Here is a 15,167-nt window from a genome sequence, read left to right on the forward strand (position 1 = left end):
TATAAGAGACAGGCCGCCCGTATGCACCGCCGCCCCCCGGGTTCCCCGAGCCACCCGGGTGGCTACCGCGAACTGTCCGGCCGTGAGGTCGAGGTCCTGCGTCTGGTCGCGGAGGGCCAGTCGAACAAGGCGATCGGCGTCTCCATGGGCCTGTCCGCACTGACCGTCAAGAGCCACCTCGCCCGCATCGCCCGCAAGCTCGGCACGGGTGACCGCGCCGGCATGGTCGCGGTGGCGCTGCGCACCGGAATCATCCACTGACCCCGTCCCGCAACCCCGTCCCCACATCGCCTTCCGCTCCCCTTCCCGCTCCCCCTTCGAGCCGTGAACCGGATCTTTCACTTACCTGACTGGTTTACGACCCCCAGACGCCCGTCGACGGAACGTTCCGTCGGCGGGCGTTGTCCATACACGGATACCCTTGACAGGTGACCGACGCCCAAGAAACCGCAGCAGACACCTCACTGCGAACCACCGGAGGCGCCCCTCCGGACGACGTCGAAACGGCGCCGATCCCTTTGCTTGAGCCCCGAGAGGGCATTCCGCCCGTGATCGCCGACGAGGACGCGCTCGCCGAGGTGATCGCGGCCTTCGCCGCCGGCACGGGTCCCGTCGCCGTGGACGCCGAGCGCGCGTCCGGCTACCGCTACGGACAGCGCGCCTATCTGGTGCAGCTGCGCCGTGAGGGCGCGGGCACCGCACTGATCGATCCGGTGGCCTGCCCCGACCTGTCGGGCCTCGGCGAGGCCATCTCCGGCGTCGAGTGGGTGCTGCACGCCGCCACCCAGGACCTGCCCTGTCTGCGCGAGATAGGCATGGTGCCGACGCGGCTCTTCGACACCGAGCTGGCGGGTCGGCTCGCCGGATTCCCGCGGGTCGGCCTGGGCGCGATGGTCGAGGGTGTGCTCGGTTTCGTCCTGGAGAAGGGGCACTCCGCCGTCGACTGGTCCACCCGCCCGCTGCCCGAGCCCTGGCTGCGCTATGCCGCCCTCGACGTCGAACTCCTCGTCGACCTGCGGGACGCCCTGGAGAAGGAGCTCGACCGGCAGGGCAAGCTGGACTGGGCCCGCCAGGAGTTCGACGCGATCGCGGCCGCGCCGCCCGCCGAGCCCCGCAAGGACCCGTGGCGCCGTACGTCCGGGATGCACAAGGTACGGCGGCGCCGGCAACTCGGTGTCGTACGGGAGCTGTGGCAGACGCGGGACCGGATCGCGCAGCGGCGGGACGTGTCGCCGGGGAAGGTGCTGTCCGACGCGGCGATCGTGGAGGCCGCGCTCTCTCTTCCCGTCGACGCGCAGGCGCTGGCCGCGTTGAACGGGTTCGGGCATCGGATGGGGCGGCGGCAGCTGGAGCAGTGGCAGGCGGCCGTTGATCGGGCCAAGGCCCTTCCCGACTCCGCGCTGCCGCAGCCCGGTCAGCCGGTCACCGGGCCGCCTCCGCCGCGCGCGTGGGCCGACAAGGATCCTGAGGCTGCGGCTCGGTTGTCCGCGGCGCGGGCTGCCGTGTCGGCGGTGGCTGAGGGGCTCAACATGCCTCAGGAGAACCTCATTACTCCGGACACGGTGCGGCGGGTCTGCTGGGAGCCGCCGAAGAGTGTGGATGTGGCTTCTGTGGGGGCTGCATTGGCGGGGTATGGGGCTCGGGCTTGGCAGGTTGAGCAGGTTGCGCCGGTTTTGGTGGAGGCGTTGACCGCGAAGGCGCCGTAGGAGTCTGTGCTGTTTTGCGGGTGCGGGCTCGCTGTGGCTGGTCGCGCAGTTCCCCGCGCCCCTAAAGACAAAAGGGCTCGGAAGCGGAACCTTGGCGTCGAGATCAAGCCAAGATCCTCAGGTAGCGCCTAGGGAACTGGACGCGGGCGGGGTGTGACGTTCGCCGCTCCCGGCCCCGGGGGTGGGCAGGTTGGTTACCCGCAAGTAGCATGGGTACTGAGCGCGCGCTCAGCGCATCGCGGCAGTGCCGATCCCGCACCCTGGAGGAGAGCCAATCGTGCCTCGTACCGTCAGGGACGTCGTCTTCGTCGACGGCGTCCGCACCCCGTTCGGCAAGGCGGGCCCGAAGGGCATCTATCACGAGACCCGGGCCGACGACCTCGTGGTGAAGGCGATCCGGGAGCTGCTGCGGCGCAACCCCGGACTCGACCCCAAGAAGATCGACGAGGTCGCCATCGCCGCGACCACGCAGATCGGTGACCAGGGGCTGACCCTGGGGCGGACCGCGGGCATTCTCGCCGGGCTGCCGCAGTCGGTGCCCGGTTACTCGATCGACCGCATGTGCGCGGGCGCGCTGACCGCCGTCACGACCACCGCGGGCTCCATCGCCTTCGGTGCGTACGACGCCGTCATCGCCGGCGGTGTCGAGCACATGGGCCGGCACCCCATGGGCGAGGGCGTGGACCCGAACCCGCGGTTCGTGAGCGAGAAGCTGGTCGACGACTCCGCGCTGTTCATGGGCATGACGGCGGAGAACCTGCACGACCGCTACCCCACGATCACCAAGCAGCGAGCCGACGAGTACGCGGTGCGTTCGCAGGAGAAGGCCGCCAAGGCGTACGCCAACGGCAAGATCCAGCAGGACCTGGTGCCGATCTCGGTGCGCAACACCAACGAGCAGGTGGGCGAGACCGGTTGGGGTCTCGTCACCGCCGACGAGCCGATGCGTCCGGGGACCACCCTCGAGAACCTGGCTGGTCTGAAGACTCCGTTCCGTGTGCACGGGCGGGTCACCGCCGGCAACGCGGCCGGTCTCAACGACGGTGCCACCGCTTCGATCATCGCCAGCGAGGACTTCGCGCGCGAGAACGACCTGCCGGTGCGGATGCGCCTCGTGTCGTACGCCTTCGCGGGCGTCGAGCCGGAGGTCATGGGCTACGGCCCGATCCCGGCCACGGAGAAGGCGCTCGCCAAGGCGGGTCTGTCCATCGAGGACATCAACCTCTTCGAGATCAACGAGGCCTTCGCCGTACAGGTGCTGGCCTTCCTGGAGCACTACGGCATCGCGGACGACGACGCGCGCGTCAACCAGTACGGCGGCGCGATCGCCTTCGGTCACCCGCTGGCCTCGTCGGGTGTGCGTCTGATGACGCAGCTGGCCCGTCAGTTCGAGGAGCAGCGACACGTCCGCTACGGCCTGACCACCATGTGCGTCGGCTTCGGCATGGGCGCCACGGTCATCTGGGAGAACCCGCACTTCGAGGGGGACAAGTGAGCACCACCACCGAGCTTCTGAAGGGTGCGGCCGAGCTGTTCCCGGACGAGGTCGTGACGTCCGCGCACGTCCGTCACCTCGAACTGCCGTACGGCGCCGGGCGGTTCGCGCTCATCACGCTGGACAACGGCTTCGACCACACCAAGCCGACCACCTTCGGTCCGGCCTCGCTGGCGAACCTGAACACCGCCATCGACCAGGTCGAGAAGGAGGCCGCGGCCGGCGAGATCGTCGGTGTCGGCATCACCGGCAAGCCGTTCGTCTTCGCGGTCGGCGCGGACCTGAAGGGCGTCGAGCTCCTCAAGAACCACGCCGACGCGCTCGCCATCGGCAAGGGCGGCCACGAGGTCTTCAAGCGCCTCGCGGACATCGCGGTGCCGACCTTCACGTACTACAACGGCGCGGCCATGGGCGGCGGTGTCGAGGTCGGTCTGCACTGCGAGTACCGCACGGTCTCGAAGCACATCGCGGCGTTCTCGCTGCCCGAGGTCTTCCTCGGCCTCGTCCCCGGCTGGGGCGGCTGCGCGCTGCTGCCGAACCTGATCGGCGCGGAGAAGGCCGTCTCGGTGATCATCGAGAACAGCCTCAACCAGAACAAGCAGCTCAAGGGCCAGCAGGTCTTCGACCTCGGGATCGCCGACGCGCTCTTCGAGGGCGCCGACTTCCTTGAGCAGTCGCTGATCTGGACGGCGAACGTCCTCAAGGGCGACATCAAGGTCGAGCGTCCGGCGATCGACCGCGGCGAGGCCTGGGACCAGGCCGTCGCCAAGGGCCGTTTCGTCGCGGACTCCAAGGTGCACGGCGCGGCCCCGGCCGCCTACCGCGCCCTCGACATTATCGAGGCCGCGAAGAACGGCGACCTCCAGCAGGGCTACGACGCCGAGGACCTGGCGCTCGCCGACCTGATCATGGGTGGCGAACTGCGCGCCGGTATCTACGCGTTCAACCTCGTCCAGAAGCGCGGCAAGCGTCCGGCGGGTGCGCCCGACAAGTCCCTGGCGCGTCCGGTGACGAAGGTCGGCGTGGTCGGCGCGGGTCTGATGGCCTCGCAGCTCGCCCTGCTCTTCCTGCGCCGCCTCGAAGTGCCGGTCGTCCTCACGGACATCGACCAGGAGCGCGTCGACAAGGGTGTGGGCTACGTCCACGCCGAGATCGAGAAGCTGCTCGGCAAGGGCCGTATCAACCAGGACAAGGCCAACCGCCTCACGGCCCTGGTCACCGGGGTGCTGGACAAGGCCGAGGGCTTCTCCGACGCCGACTTCATCATCGAGGCCGTCTTCGAGGAGATCGGCGTCAAGCAGCAGGTGTTCGCGGAGGTCGAGGCGGTCGCCCCGGCGCACGCGATCCTCGCCACCAACACCTCCTCGCTGTCCGTCTCCGAGATGGCGTCGAAGCTGAAGAACCCCGAGCGGGTCGTCGGCTTCCACTTCTTCAACCCGGTCGCGATTCTGCCCCTGTTGGAGATCGTGCGCGGCGAGCAGACGGACGACGCCTCGCTCGCGACCGCGTTCGCGGTGGCCAAGAAGCTGAAGAAGACGGCGGTGTTGGTGAAGGACGCCCCGGCGTTCGTCGTCAACCGCATCCTCACCCGCTTCATGGGCGAGATCCAGAACGTCATCGACGAGGGCACGTCGGTCGCCGTCGCGGAGAAGGCCGTGGAGCCGCTCGGCCTGCCCATGTCCCCGCTGGTGCTGCTGGAGTTGGTCGGTCCGGCCATCGGTCTGCATGTCTCGGAGACCCTCAACCGGGCCTTCCCGGACCGCTTCACGGTCTCCCCGAACCTCGCGGCCGTCGTCAAGGCGGGCAAGCGCGGCTTCTACGTGTACGACAGCGGGAAGCCCGAACTCGACCCCGAGGTCGCGGCGTTGCTCCAGCAGGGCGATTCCGTGCTGACCGAGGAGCAGGTGCGGGACCGGGTCCTGGACGCGGTGGCGCAGGAGATCGGTCTGATGCTCGACGAGGGTGTCGTCGCCGAGGCCCAGGACATCGACCTGTGCCTGATCACGGGCGCCGGCTGGCCCTTCCACCTGGGCGGCATCACGCCGTACCTGGACCGGGAGGGTGTGTCGGAGCGGGTCAACGGCAAGCCGTTCCTGGCGCCGGGTGTCGCGAGCGTTCCGGCGTAACCGCCTTCGTACGGACGTGACTTGAGGAGGGCCTCCGCCTTTGGGCGGAGGCCCTCCTCTCATGCCTCGGCTTCGGCGGCGGCCAGCCGTGCCTTCAACTCGGCGTTCTCCGCCTCCAGGTTCACGATGCGCTTGCGGGCGAAGTACAGCTCCATGACGGCGTCGTGGAACTCGGAGATGAGTTCGTCGGGGGTGAGTTGCACGCCGAATTCCCTTTACGCGGAGGCCAGTTGGGTGACCGTGCCGGCGGAGCCCTTCCAGAACAGCTTGCCGTCGCGGGCGTAGAGGGAGCCGCCGCCGGCCGCGGCGGGCGCGTTGGTCGGTTCCGTCGTGACGTTGGCGAGGCGTACCGCGCCCTCGGCGAGGATGGCCGAGGCGGCGCCCGTGCGCTGGACCACGTGGAGCTGGGACTGGGGTGTGGCCCCGCGGTCGATGCCGACGCCGATCCGGCCGGTGCCCTTGACGACGAGGTCGTCCAGGCCGTCGTTGTTGCGCAGGACGAGCAGGGCGCCCTTGGTCGCGCCGTTGGTGGCGGTCAGATAGATGCCCTGGGAGGCCGTGCCCGTCGTCTGGAGGTCGATGGAGAGGGCGGAGGCGTTCGCGTCCGAGCCGTCGGCGTACCCCACGTGTGCGATCTTCAGCGTGCCCCGGCCGGTCTCCACACCGGTCAGGTACATCGCCGAGGTCTCGGGGTTGTCGGAGGTCACGTTCAGCGCCACCGCCGACCCGGAGGTGGCCTTGTGGTTGATGGTCACCGTGTGGGCGGTCGTGGAGGTGCCGTAGAACTGGGCGGGCGCGGTGTACTCGGTGTACTCGCCGTCGGCCGCCGCGTCCGTGCCGGCGGCGACGGTGACGGCGCCCGCGGTGAAGGCGCCGAGGAATATTCTTCGTCCGACTGTCATGGGGTGTACGGCCTCTCCGTCAGCGTTGGTATCGGGGTTTCTGTCTGCCGGGATCGTGCGGCCGGCTCTCACGAGATGAGCACGATGGAGTTCCGGCCGCCGAAGCCGGCGCGGAGCGTGCTTCGGGTGGTCACGGCGCCACGTCCGCGGCGGAACGCTGGTGCCAGAAGTTGAGGCGGTAGGCGTCGTGCACGGCGGGGTCGTCGTACTTCAGCAGGGCCTCGTCGTTGCCCTGGAGCGCGCGCACGGTGTAGGTGTGGCTGCCGGTCCAGACGATCTTCTGGTCGGCCTGCCCCTTGTAAGTGCCTTCCACCAGAAGGTACTTGCTGTGGGTGTAGAAGCCGTCGGTGTTCTCGTCCATCCGGTGCAGCGCGATGCCGCCGTATGCGGTCGGGGCCGCCAGCTGGGCCGCCACGGCACCGGAGGCCGACTCGTCCAGCCAGTGGTACACGATGTCGACGTAGCAGCCGGCGTTGTCGAGTTCCCAGAGCTTCTTGGCGACCGCGAGCCGGGTGATCTGGTGCATGGCGATCCGGACGACCGTACGGCCGTCCGAGGTGCCGTAGCCGGTGGAGTTGCCGTGGCAGACGGCGTTGCTGCCGACCGGGTCGTCCACCGTGTCGAGGATGTTGACGATCGGGTCGGCGCTCGCGCGCGGGAAGAGGTACAGCTTGGCGACACCGGCCTGGGTCTCCACCGGGTAGTCGGCGACCTGTGCGGTCTCACCGCTCCCCGCGGCCCGCAGATCCTCGAAGTAGTCGGCGTAGGCCTGGTGGAGGGCGCTGTTGCCGACGACGACCATGGCGTCGTTCCACGCGAGGGTCAGATCGTCGCCGGTGAGGTTCGAGGAGGTCTGCAGCACCACGTCCCGGACCGGGGTGGCGCCGCTCGCCGAGGTACCGGTGGTCTCGCTGAACAGGAAGAACTTGTTGTGGTTGACGGTGGTGTAGGCGTCGCCGGGGTTCGGGTCCTGGGACAGACACGCGGAGTCCTGGGGGCAGGTGAGGACCCAGGAGTCGGCGGTGGTGTCGGTGCCGAGCGCGTTCTTCAGTGAGGTGTAGGCGGTACTGGTGCTGTCCGAGTCGGCGATCACCTGGACGGAGACTCCGCGGGCGGCGGCTTTCACGAGTTCGTCGGCGATCCACTGCGACCACATCAGGTAGATCGAGATCCTGATCCGGGAGCCGGCGGTCGCGCCCTGTGTCAGCCGGCCGATCTTCGTGAGGATCTCCTTCTGGGCGGTGGCGTCGCCCGAGGGGTCGTTGAAGACGGGTCCGGTCGTGACGAGTGGTGTGTCGTCGGCGTGGGCAGCGGTCGGCAGGATGGCGATCGCGACTGTTGTCGCGATGGTGGCGAGCCAGGTGCGTGTTCTCAAGTGTTCCCCTCCTGTTGGTCACTGACGGTTGATCAGCTTTTCGGGACGATCGGCGGACGATCGGCAGAGGGGCCATGACGCTCTACGATCGCCACGGCCCCAGCGGGCTGCCCACCGTCGGGGACAGTTGGCGGCGCACCCGCAGCCGGCCGCCCGTGCCGATGACGGCGACGACCAGGGCACCTGTCACGTCGTGGGCCATCGCCGGAGCGTGGGCGACCATGTCGCCGGACTCGTGCCAGTGTGTGCCGGAGACGTTCTTGTCCCGGTCGGGCATCGAGACGACGAGTCGGCCGCGGCTGCCCCGGTGGGCCAGGAAGGCTTCGCGGGCACCCCGCTCCGGAGCCCACAGCGCGGCCACCGCGCCCGTGCCGCCATGGCCGCCGAGTCCGGCGCCGGAGCCGGGCCAGCGGCCGTCGGCGTGCTGGCGGTAGGCCATGACCTGCTGGGTGCCGGCTTCCCGGAAGTACAGGCAGGTGCGGCCGCCGCCCGAGTCGACGGCGGAGATGCCGCCGGTGGCGGGACGGCCCGTCTGCAGGGTGTCGTCGAGGAGGAAGGCGCCGCCGGGTTCGGCCTGATGCCAGCGCCACACCGTGTTCTTGCCCGGCACGTACAGCTCGACCGTGCCGCGCTCGGTGGTCAGGGCCGTGCCCGCGTCCTGGACGAACCGTCCGCCGATGTTCTCCCAGGGGCTCCAGGTGCCGTCGGTGTCCCGGCGGCGCACGCTGATGCCCTGGTCGAAGTTGCGGACGAAGACGTACAGGCGTCCGGCCGTGTCGACGGCGGCGGACGGCACGCCCGCCTCTCGCTGGCGGCGGCCGTCGCCGTGCGCCCAGTCGGGGTTCTCCAGGGTCTGCCAGCCGCTGAAGCCGTTGCCGCCGGGGTCCTGGACCGTGTGCACGACGTCGACGGTGACCCCGCCGCCCACGACCTGCTGGCGGCGCAGGCCGACGAGTTCGGCGGGGCCGCCGGGCGACCCGGTGACAGCGAGAGTGGAGGCGATCCAGCCGTCGCCGAGGACGAAGGGGCCCTTCCACTCGCCGTCGCCCGGGCTGGTCTCCGTCCAGAACGCGAGCCGTCCGGCCAGCACCCCGAACGCGTTGAGCCGCCCGCCGGGCCCGAGGCGCAGCCAGTCGGTGGCGGGCGAGTAGCGGTAGGCGACGCTCATCATGTGCGTGCTGCGGTACGGGTCGGGGCCCAACTGCCGGTCCCCGCAGGTCTGGCAGGTGCCGTGCGGGCAGGCCGAGGGGGCGTCGAGACCGCCGTACGTGGCCAGGTACTCGGCCTTCTCCGCCGCCGCCGCGGAGTCGAGGTTGTGGCCCCAGAAACGGTTGGCGTACGCGCGGTAGTGCTCGACGACCGGGTTGTGGCCGGCCTCCCGGTGCCGGGCGAGGGCGGCCAGCGCGAACTGTGCCGCGGTCGTGTGGTCGACGTGGTCCGAGCAGACGAACTCCTCACGGCCGCCGTCGTGTTCGGGGTCCGGATCCATCGTGCGCACCGTCGTGGGACAGAAGTGGCCGAGCAGCGCGGTCAGGCCGTCGATCACCTGCTCGCGGGTGATGTGCTGGACCTGGCCGACGGTGCAGCCGTGGACCGGCAGCGTGGCCTGGGTGCGCAGGGCGCCCTCCCACAGGTCGTGCAGGCGGGTGCGGGTGCCGCGCTCGGTGGGGGCGCCCTGGTGCAACTGAAGGAAGTAGAGGCTCACCGAGTCGTGGTCGACCAGGGTGAACCGCTCGGCGGCGAATCCGGGGACGAGATCGACGGGTTCGCGCTGCCAGGGGTGATCGCGGTCGCCGGTGGCCATCCGGGCGTACGCGGACCGCAGTCCGCAGCCGCGCTCGGTGCTGTAGCGGGCGAAGTCCGGTGGTACGGCGGCGCGTTGGGACTCGTTGGTGTCGACGTTGATGCCGTCGCCCTCGCCCGCGGTGACGACCACCGTGGTGATCCGGTCACCGTCCTGGAGAGAGCGGACGAGGTCGGGGTTCATGAAGTACAGGTCGTCGTCCTGGTGGGCGACGATGTGCAGAACGGATCGGGCTGTCGCGGTCATCGGGCCTCCTGGGCCGTCGCGGTCGGAAGGGTTCATCGGTCCACCACGTTCATGGCCATCGCACCCGAGGCCGAGCAGTAGGGCCGCACCCACACGGGGCGGGCCGGGTGGACGACGGCGTACGGGGAGGCCTCGTCCCCGACGAGCGGAACGGAAGGGTAGACGTAGGCACCCTTGACGTCGGGGAAGTCCTCCAGCAGATGGCAGACGCGTACCTTGCGGCGGTCGTAGGGATCGGGCTGAAGCCACCAGTCCCAGTCCTCCCAGCGCTCCAGGCGGTGGTCGACGACCCGGCGCAACGGCACTTCGGCCCGGAACGCCTGGCTGCCGAGGACCTCGACGGGCGTGGCGAAGCTCTTCGCGTGCCGCCCGCGGCGGCTGACGATGAACAGCGCGCCCGGCTCGATCCAGCGTCCACCGGTGAGCACGCCCCGTACCGTGACGGCGCCGTCGGCCGCCTCGACCCGGGTGCACTCGGCGTGTTCCTCGCGCAGGACCGTGCGCAGCATCAGTCGGCCGTTGGGCTGGGCGTAGGGGAGGTTCCAGCCGAGCCGGCCGGCCGGCGGGCGGGCCACCAGCCGGGCGCGGGCGTCGATGAGGGCTCGGGTGTCACGGACGCCGGCCTTCATGTGGACGAACGGGGCCTTGGAGGCGTTCATGGTCACCTGCCAGCGCCCGTCACCGAGTTCGTCGAGGGCGGACGGAGTGAGGACGGCGGTGTAGCGGATGCCGCCGTTGTCCAGATCCTTGCGGGAGGTGCGCAGCGGGAGGTCGGGGCGGCGGTTGCCGTCCGACGGCTTGTGGCGCAGCACGAACTGCCAGCGCCGGCGGCCCTCTTCGGGACCGTCGGCCGAGAAGCGCAGGAAACCCGCGCCGTCGGCGGTGACGTCCGCGGTGGCCGTGCCGAGGGAGACGGGCGGCATGGCGAGCCGGTCGGCGCCTCCCTTGCGGGCACCTGCCGGGGCTCGGTAGCCGCGGTGGACGGTGGCACGACGACGGGCGGCGTCCTCGAAGAGCTCCAGATAGCGGTCGGCCACGGCCGCGGGGTCGTAGCGGGTGGCGTTGCGCAGTGCGGCGGCCCCCATCGCGCGGCGCAGTCCGTCGTCGGCCATGAGGCGGCGCAGGCCCCAGGCGATGCCCTCGACATCGCCGTTGGGGACGAGGAAGCCGTCCTCACCGTCGCGGAGGATCTCCCTGGGGCCGACGGGGCAGTCGGTGGAGACCACGGGCAGGCCGCAGCGCATGGCCTCGACCAGGGTCATGCCGAAGGACTCGGCGCTCGACGTGACGGCGGCGATGGAGCCCTTGGCCCATTCGGACTCGATCGGTGAGAAGCCGCCCATGAGCAACGCCCGTCCGGCGAGACCGAGTTCGCTGACGAGGGCGCGCAGTTTCCCGGCCTCGCCGCCGTCGCCGTAGATGCGCAGCTGCCAGTCGGGGAACTCCTCGGCCAGTCGGCCGAAGGCGCGGATCAGGAGGTCGTAGCGCTTGATGTGGTGCATGCGGCCCGCGCTGACGACGACCTTGCGGGAGCAGTCGGAGGGCTCGACGAGCGGCTCCGGCACACTGTTGGGGATGCCGACGACCGGGATGCCGGGGATCGGGGTGTGCTCCAGGAAGGAGTGGGCGTCGGCCTCGGTGACCGTGGTGATGGCGTCGAGACGCGGGTAGACGCGGGCCATCTCCTCTCGTACCGCCGGCGGGATGGCCAGGTGGGTCATGTGCTCCTGGGCGACCCGCAGGGCGCCGTCCCGGGTGTGGGCGGCGACGAAGAGGTTGAGGCTGGGGCGGGTGCCGACCACCACGTCGGCGGAGGTTCGTTGCAGGTCACGGATGATGCGCTCGTCGGTGAACCTGCTGTACTGGGCGTAGAACTCCTCCTGGCGTGGGACGACTTCGCTGGGTACGCCGCCGGCGGCGGCCCCGCGGTCGGAGGACCCGGGGCGCAGGTCCACGAGGGCGCGGACCGCGATGCGCGGGGAGATCTCGAACTTGGGCATCGTGGCACGCCGGAACACCGAGACGATCTCCACCTCGTGGTGGACGGCGAGCGCCTCGGCCAGGTTGATGACCGTGCGGTTGGTGCCGCCGATGCCGTAGATGTTGTTGATCAGGAACGAGATCTTCACCGGGCCGCGCGCTCCTTGCGCTCGAAGGGACTCGGCACCGGGTAGTAGGCGCGCAGGAACGTCTTGAGCATCTCCGTCTGCCGGTCGACGTCGTGGCCGTCGGAGAGGGTGTCGTTGATGCAGAACGCCTGCCGGTCACGGCGGGCCAGCAGGATGCCGAGCCGGCGCTGGATCTCGGGCTTGGCCAGGTCGAGATAGGCGAAGGTGATGGTGGACGGCACGGCTCTGCCGGTGAAGTAGGCGTAGTAGTGGTAGAGCGAGGACGGGATGGAGATGTCGTCGGCGCTGCGGAACCGGCTGTGCGAGGTCTGCCGGTGCTCCTCGGCGAACTCGCGCTCGATCTCCTCCAGGACACTGCGGCGCAGGGCGTAGGGGGCATGGCGGAGTTTCTGCACGATGGCGGTGCCGAAGTGCTTCTGGAGCAGGCGTCGGTTGTTCTTGCCGGCCGCGTCGACCGGGCGGTCCACGGGGCTGGGGTCCCAGCGGGGCACCTGGGACGGGGAGAAGAAGGTGCGGGTCATTCCGTTGGACAGGAAGAAGTCCTGGGGGGTGACGGGGCTGCCCAGGAACATGTCGTCGTTGAAGTACAGGAAGTGCTCCGACAGGCCCTTGATGTGGTGGAGCCGGCTCTCGATGGCATGCGAGTTGAAGGTGGGCAGCGCGGCCGGGTCGCCGAAGATCTCCGAGTGGTCGACGACGGTGATGCGCGGGTGGGTCTCGTTGAGCCAGGACGGGCGCTGACGGTCCGTCACCAGGTGGACGTGGCGCACCCAGGGGGCGTTCTGCTCCAACGCCCGCAGGGAGTAACGGAGTTCGTCGCGGCTGATGTAGCGGGCCGCGTTGGCGGACTCGCTGTGGTAGCCGTGCTCGCCGTAGGCGCCGCGCCGGCGTTGCCAGTTGGGGTCGCTGCCGTCGACCCAGGTGTAGACGACGTCGATCGGGAAGCGCACGTCCTCGGGCAGCGGGTCGGCACAGGGCCGGATGGTGCGGACGGAGCGGGTGCGGCGGGTGTGCAGGGCCGCGAAGCCGGTGAGCCTGCTGACCGGGACGGCGACCCGGGGCTCGTCGAGGGCGACGTCCTCGGTCACCCGGTTGGGGCGGGGGGCCAGCAGGCGTCCTTCCTCGGGCCGCCAGAACTCGATGTCGCAGCCGTGCTCCAGGCCGAGGACCAGAGAGCCGGCGAGGTCGCTCCACACCATGCCGACGCGGAGCACGGCGGCCTGGTGGGCCAGGTCCCGGCCGCGCCGTGAGCCGGCCAGCACGGTGCGGCCCTGCGCGGCGGCGCCCCGGCAGGCCCGCAGGTAGACGGGACTGCGGTCGGAGCAGCTCGCCAGTACCTGCTCCACCCGGTGCCGGTCGGGCTCGGCGACGGCGAGGCAGGAGCGGAACTCGGAGGTGCCGCGCACGGCGAAGTAGTCGACGCCGGCCTCCTCCAGAGCGGTGACGACGAGTTCGAGGTTGGCCTCGCGCAGTCCGAGCGGCGACACGGTCGGCCGGACCAGGGCGATCCGCGCTCCGTGTCCGGCGAGGGCCGCGAGGTGCTCGCCCGGGCCGAACAGATGCGGCCAACGCCGGCGGGCCCGTATGCCCCGCACCATGCGGGAGCCCAGGTTGACGGTGTGCAGTCGACGCAGCAGCCCCTTCAGGGCCATGCGCAGCCGCAGCGGGACACGGCGGGCGATACGGCGTCTGAGGCCTCTGGGGACAAGGGTGCGGTACGCCCCGACCGCCGCGGAGGCCTCGGGGTTGCCCATGCTCACGGCTGGTTGTCCGCCTCGTCTGTGTGGTGGTCGCCCTCGAAGACGCTCGGGACGGGGAAGTAGCGGTGCAGGAACCGCACGACGGCCCTGGTGCCGCCGCGGGCACGCGCGTCGTCGGTGCCGAGGCCGAACAGCTGGAGCTGCTGGGTGTCGCGGCGTACGAGGAGCCGGTCCAGGTGGGTGCCGATTCCGGGGAGCGCGGCGTGCAGCGCCACGAAAGGCTCGCCCGAGGGGTCGGCCAGGCCGGTGGTGTGGCCGAGGTGGTGGACCACACCGTCCAGGGGATGTGTGCCGAGCACGGCGGGCAGCCGCTGCGCGTCGTCGAGCGGCAGCGGCGCGGTACCGGACCCGGCGAGCCTGGCCAGCGTCTCGACGCGGTATGGCTGCGGGCCGTGCGCGTAGCCGTGGGAGGCGACCCGGCTGGTGGCCGAGTACGCGGTGCGGGTCCACGGGGCGAAGGACTCCTGGGCGTTCCAGGGGCCGCGCCGGGGGCGGGTCGTACCGTTCGGGGTGAAGTAGTCGAAGGCGCGGACGGGCCTGCCGAGCAGGGCCCCGGGGCGCAGCAGCAGGAAGTGCTCGGCGAGGTCGGGCAGTTGGTGCAGGTGCCACTCGGCGCCAGGCCTGGCGCGGACCACGGTGAGCCGGTCGTCGGCCGCGAGCCAGGCCGGCGGCTCCGCCTCGGCGACCACGTGGACGACGTCCGTCCAGGGCGCGTACTGGTGCAGGGAGCGCAGCGCGGCGCGCAGCAGTACCTCGCCCCAGGGCGTGGGGTGCTGCCACAGCAGGACCGCGTCCACCGGGAAGGTGATCTCTTCGAGCCGTACGACGTCGAAGTTCTCCAGCGTTATCGTCGGCTCCATGTCGCCGTCGGTGTCGCAGTAGCCGGACAGCCGGTCGATGCCGATCTCGATGCCGGGTGCGTCGCTGGGCACCGTGCGCTGGACCCGGTTGGGGCGTGGCCCGACCAGCCGTTCCACCGGCAGGTCGGTGTTGGTGGTCCAGAACTCGATCTCGATGCCCTGGTCCTCCCCCACCCAGAGGTTCTCGGTGGGCTCGGTGCGCAGCCAGGTCAGGCGGATCACCTTGGCCTTGGCGTAGTGCTTCCACGCCTTCACATGGCTGCCAGGGATCTCCTGGGTGTCGTTCTGGGCGGGCGACACGGAGACGACGTAGCCGGTCTGCTCCTCCAGCAACGCGCGTAGCACGCGGCGGACAGCGCCCTTGTCCTTGTGGTCGACGGCCAGGCTGATCCGTCGGTCGTCGAGCGCCGGGACCGCGAACCAGGGAATGTCCGCGGCGTCGAGGGCGTAGGTGACCATGTCGTGGTCGAGCCGGCGGGCCAGGTCGAGGGTGAGGCCGGTGTGCACGTGGCCGACCCGGCCGTCGGGTGCCTGGGTACGGCGCTCGGAGCGGCCGAGTTCCACCCTGCGCACCTGGCGCAGGGCGCGCCGGTGCAGCCGCGCCTCACGGCGGCTCAGGGTGCGGGCGAGCTGCCGTTTGACCTTGCGCCGTACCCGCACCGGCACGGTGGTCGCGGCGGCGGAGCGCACGGGCTGGGGAACGAGGCGTTTGTAGACGTTGACCGCGGAGCTCATGGACGTCGGGTCCGACACGTCACGAACTC

At 70.5% G+C, this 15,167-nt stretch carries 11 protein-coding genes; 4 read left to right on the top strand and 7 right to left on the bottom strand.

Annotated elements, in window-relative coordinates; all coding sequences use genetic code 11:
* The 4 genes from ACNFOC_RS12010 to ACNFOC_RS12025 all read left to right on the top strand — a co-directional run.
* Positions 1–261, top strand: a 261-nt coding sequence (locus ACNFOC_RS12010; protein WP_416959091.1) for a response regulator transcription factor, incomplete at its 5' end; no start/stop codon positions are given.
* Positions 262–428: 167 nt separating this feature from the next.
* Positions 429–1,706, top strand: coding sequence for an HRDC domain-containing protein (locus ACNFOC_RS12015; protein WP_416959092.1), 1,278 nt, complete (start codon positions 429–431; stop codon positions 1,704–1,706).
* 277 nt (positions 1,707–1,983) lie between these two features.
* Positions 1,984–3,201, top strand: a complete 1,218-nt coding sequence (locus ACNFOC_RS12020; protein WP_416959093.1) for a thiolase family protein — start codon at positions 1,984–1,986, stop codon at positions 3,199–3,201.
* Positions 3,198–5,327 carry a 3-hydroxyacyl-CoA dehydrogenase NAD-binding domain-containing protein gene (locus tag ACNFOC_RS12025; protein ID WP_416959094.1) on the top strand — a complete coding sequence of 710 codons (2,130 nt, stop codon included), beginning with the start codon at positions 3,198–3,200 and terminating at the stop codon, positions 5,325–5,327. The genes ACNFOC_RS12020 and ACNFOC_RS12025 overlap by 4 nt, the downstream gene beginning before the upstream one ends.
* A 59-nt stretch (positions 5,328–5,386) precedes the next feature.
* Here ACNFOC_RS12025 and ACNFOC_RS12030 read toward each other — a convergent pair whose 3' ends face one another.
* The 7 genes from ACNFOC_RS12030 to ACNFOC_RS12060 form a co-directional block, all read right to left on the bottom strand.
* Positions 5,387–5,530 (bottom strand): hypothetical protein, encoded by a 144-nt coding sequence (locus tag ACNFOC_RS12030; RefSeq protein WP_416959095.1) that lies wholly within the window; start codon positions 5,528–5,530, stop codon positions 5,387–5,389.
* Positions 5,531–5,542: 12 nt separating this feature from the next.
* Entirely contained in the window at positions 5,543–6,229 is a 687-nt protein-coding gene (locus tag ACNFOC_RS12035; protein ID WP_416959096.1) for a hyaluronoglucosaminidase, read from the bottom strand.
* Between the two features lie 130 nt (positions 6,230–6,359).
* Positions 6,360–7,604, bottom strand: a complete 1,245-nt coding sequence (locus tag ACNFOC_RS12040) for a phospholipase D-like domain-containing protein (RefSeq protein WP_416959097.1) — start codon at positions 7,602–7,604, stop codon at positions 6,360–6,362.
* Between the two features lie 82 nt (positions 7,605–7,686).
* The gene (locus ACNFOC_RS12045; protein ID WP_416959098.1) at positions 7,687–9,654 is read right to left on the bottom strand and encodes a hypothetical protein; all 1,968 of its coding nucleotides are present in this window, start codon (positions 9,652–9,654) and stop codon (positions 7,687–7,689) included.
* 32 nt (positions 9,655–9,686) lie between these two features.
* Complete coding sequence (locus ACNFOC_RS12050; protein WP_416959099.1) at positions 9,687–11,783, bottom strand: glycosyltransferase family 4 protein; 2,097 nt, start codon at positions 11,781–11,783, stop codon at positions 9,687–9,689.
* A complete protein-coding gene (locus tag ACNFOC_RS12055) occupies positions 11,780–13,543 on the bottom strand; it encodes a stealth family protein (RefSeq protein WP_416959100.1) in 1,764 nt (587 codons plus the stop codon). Before ACNFOC_RS12055 ends, ACNFOC_RS12050 begins: the two co-directional genes overlap by 4 nt.
* Positions 13,540–15,156 (bottom strand): stealth family protein, encoded by a 1,617-nt coding sequence (locus ACNFOC_RS12060; protein ID WP_416959101.1) that lies wholly within the window; start codon positions 15,154–15,156, stop codon positions 13,540–13,542. The genes ACNFOC_RS12055 and ACNFOC_RS12060 overlap by 4 nt, the downstream gene beginning before the upstream one ends.
* Positions 15,157–15,167 lie beyond the last annotated feature (11 nt).

It is taken from the genome of Streptomyces colwelliae (assembly GCF_048158785.1).
Taxonomy (GTDB): Bacteria; Actinomycetota; Actinomycetes; order Streptomycetales; family Streptomycetaceae; genus Streptomyces.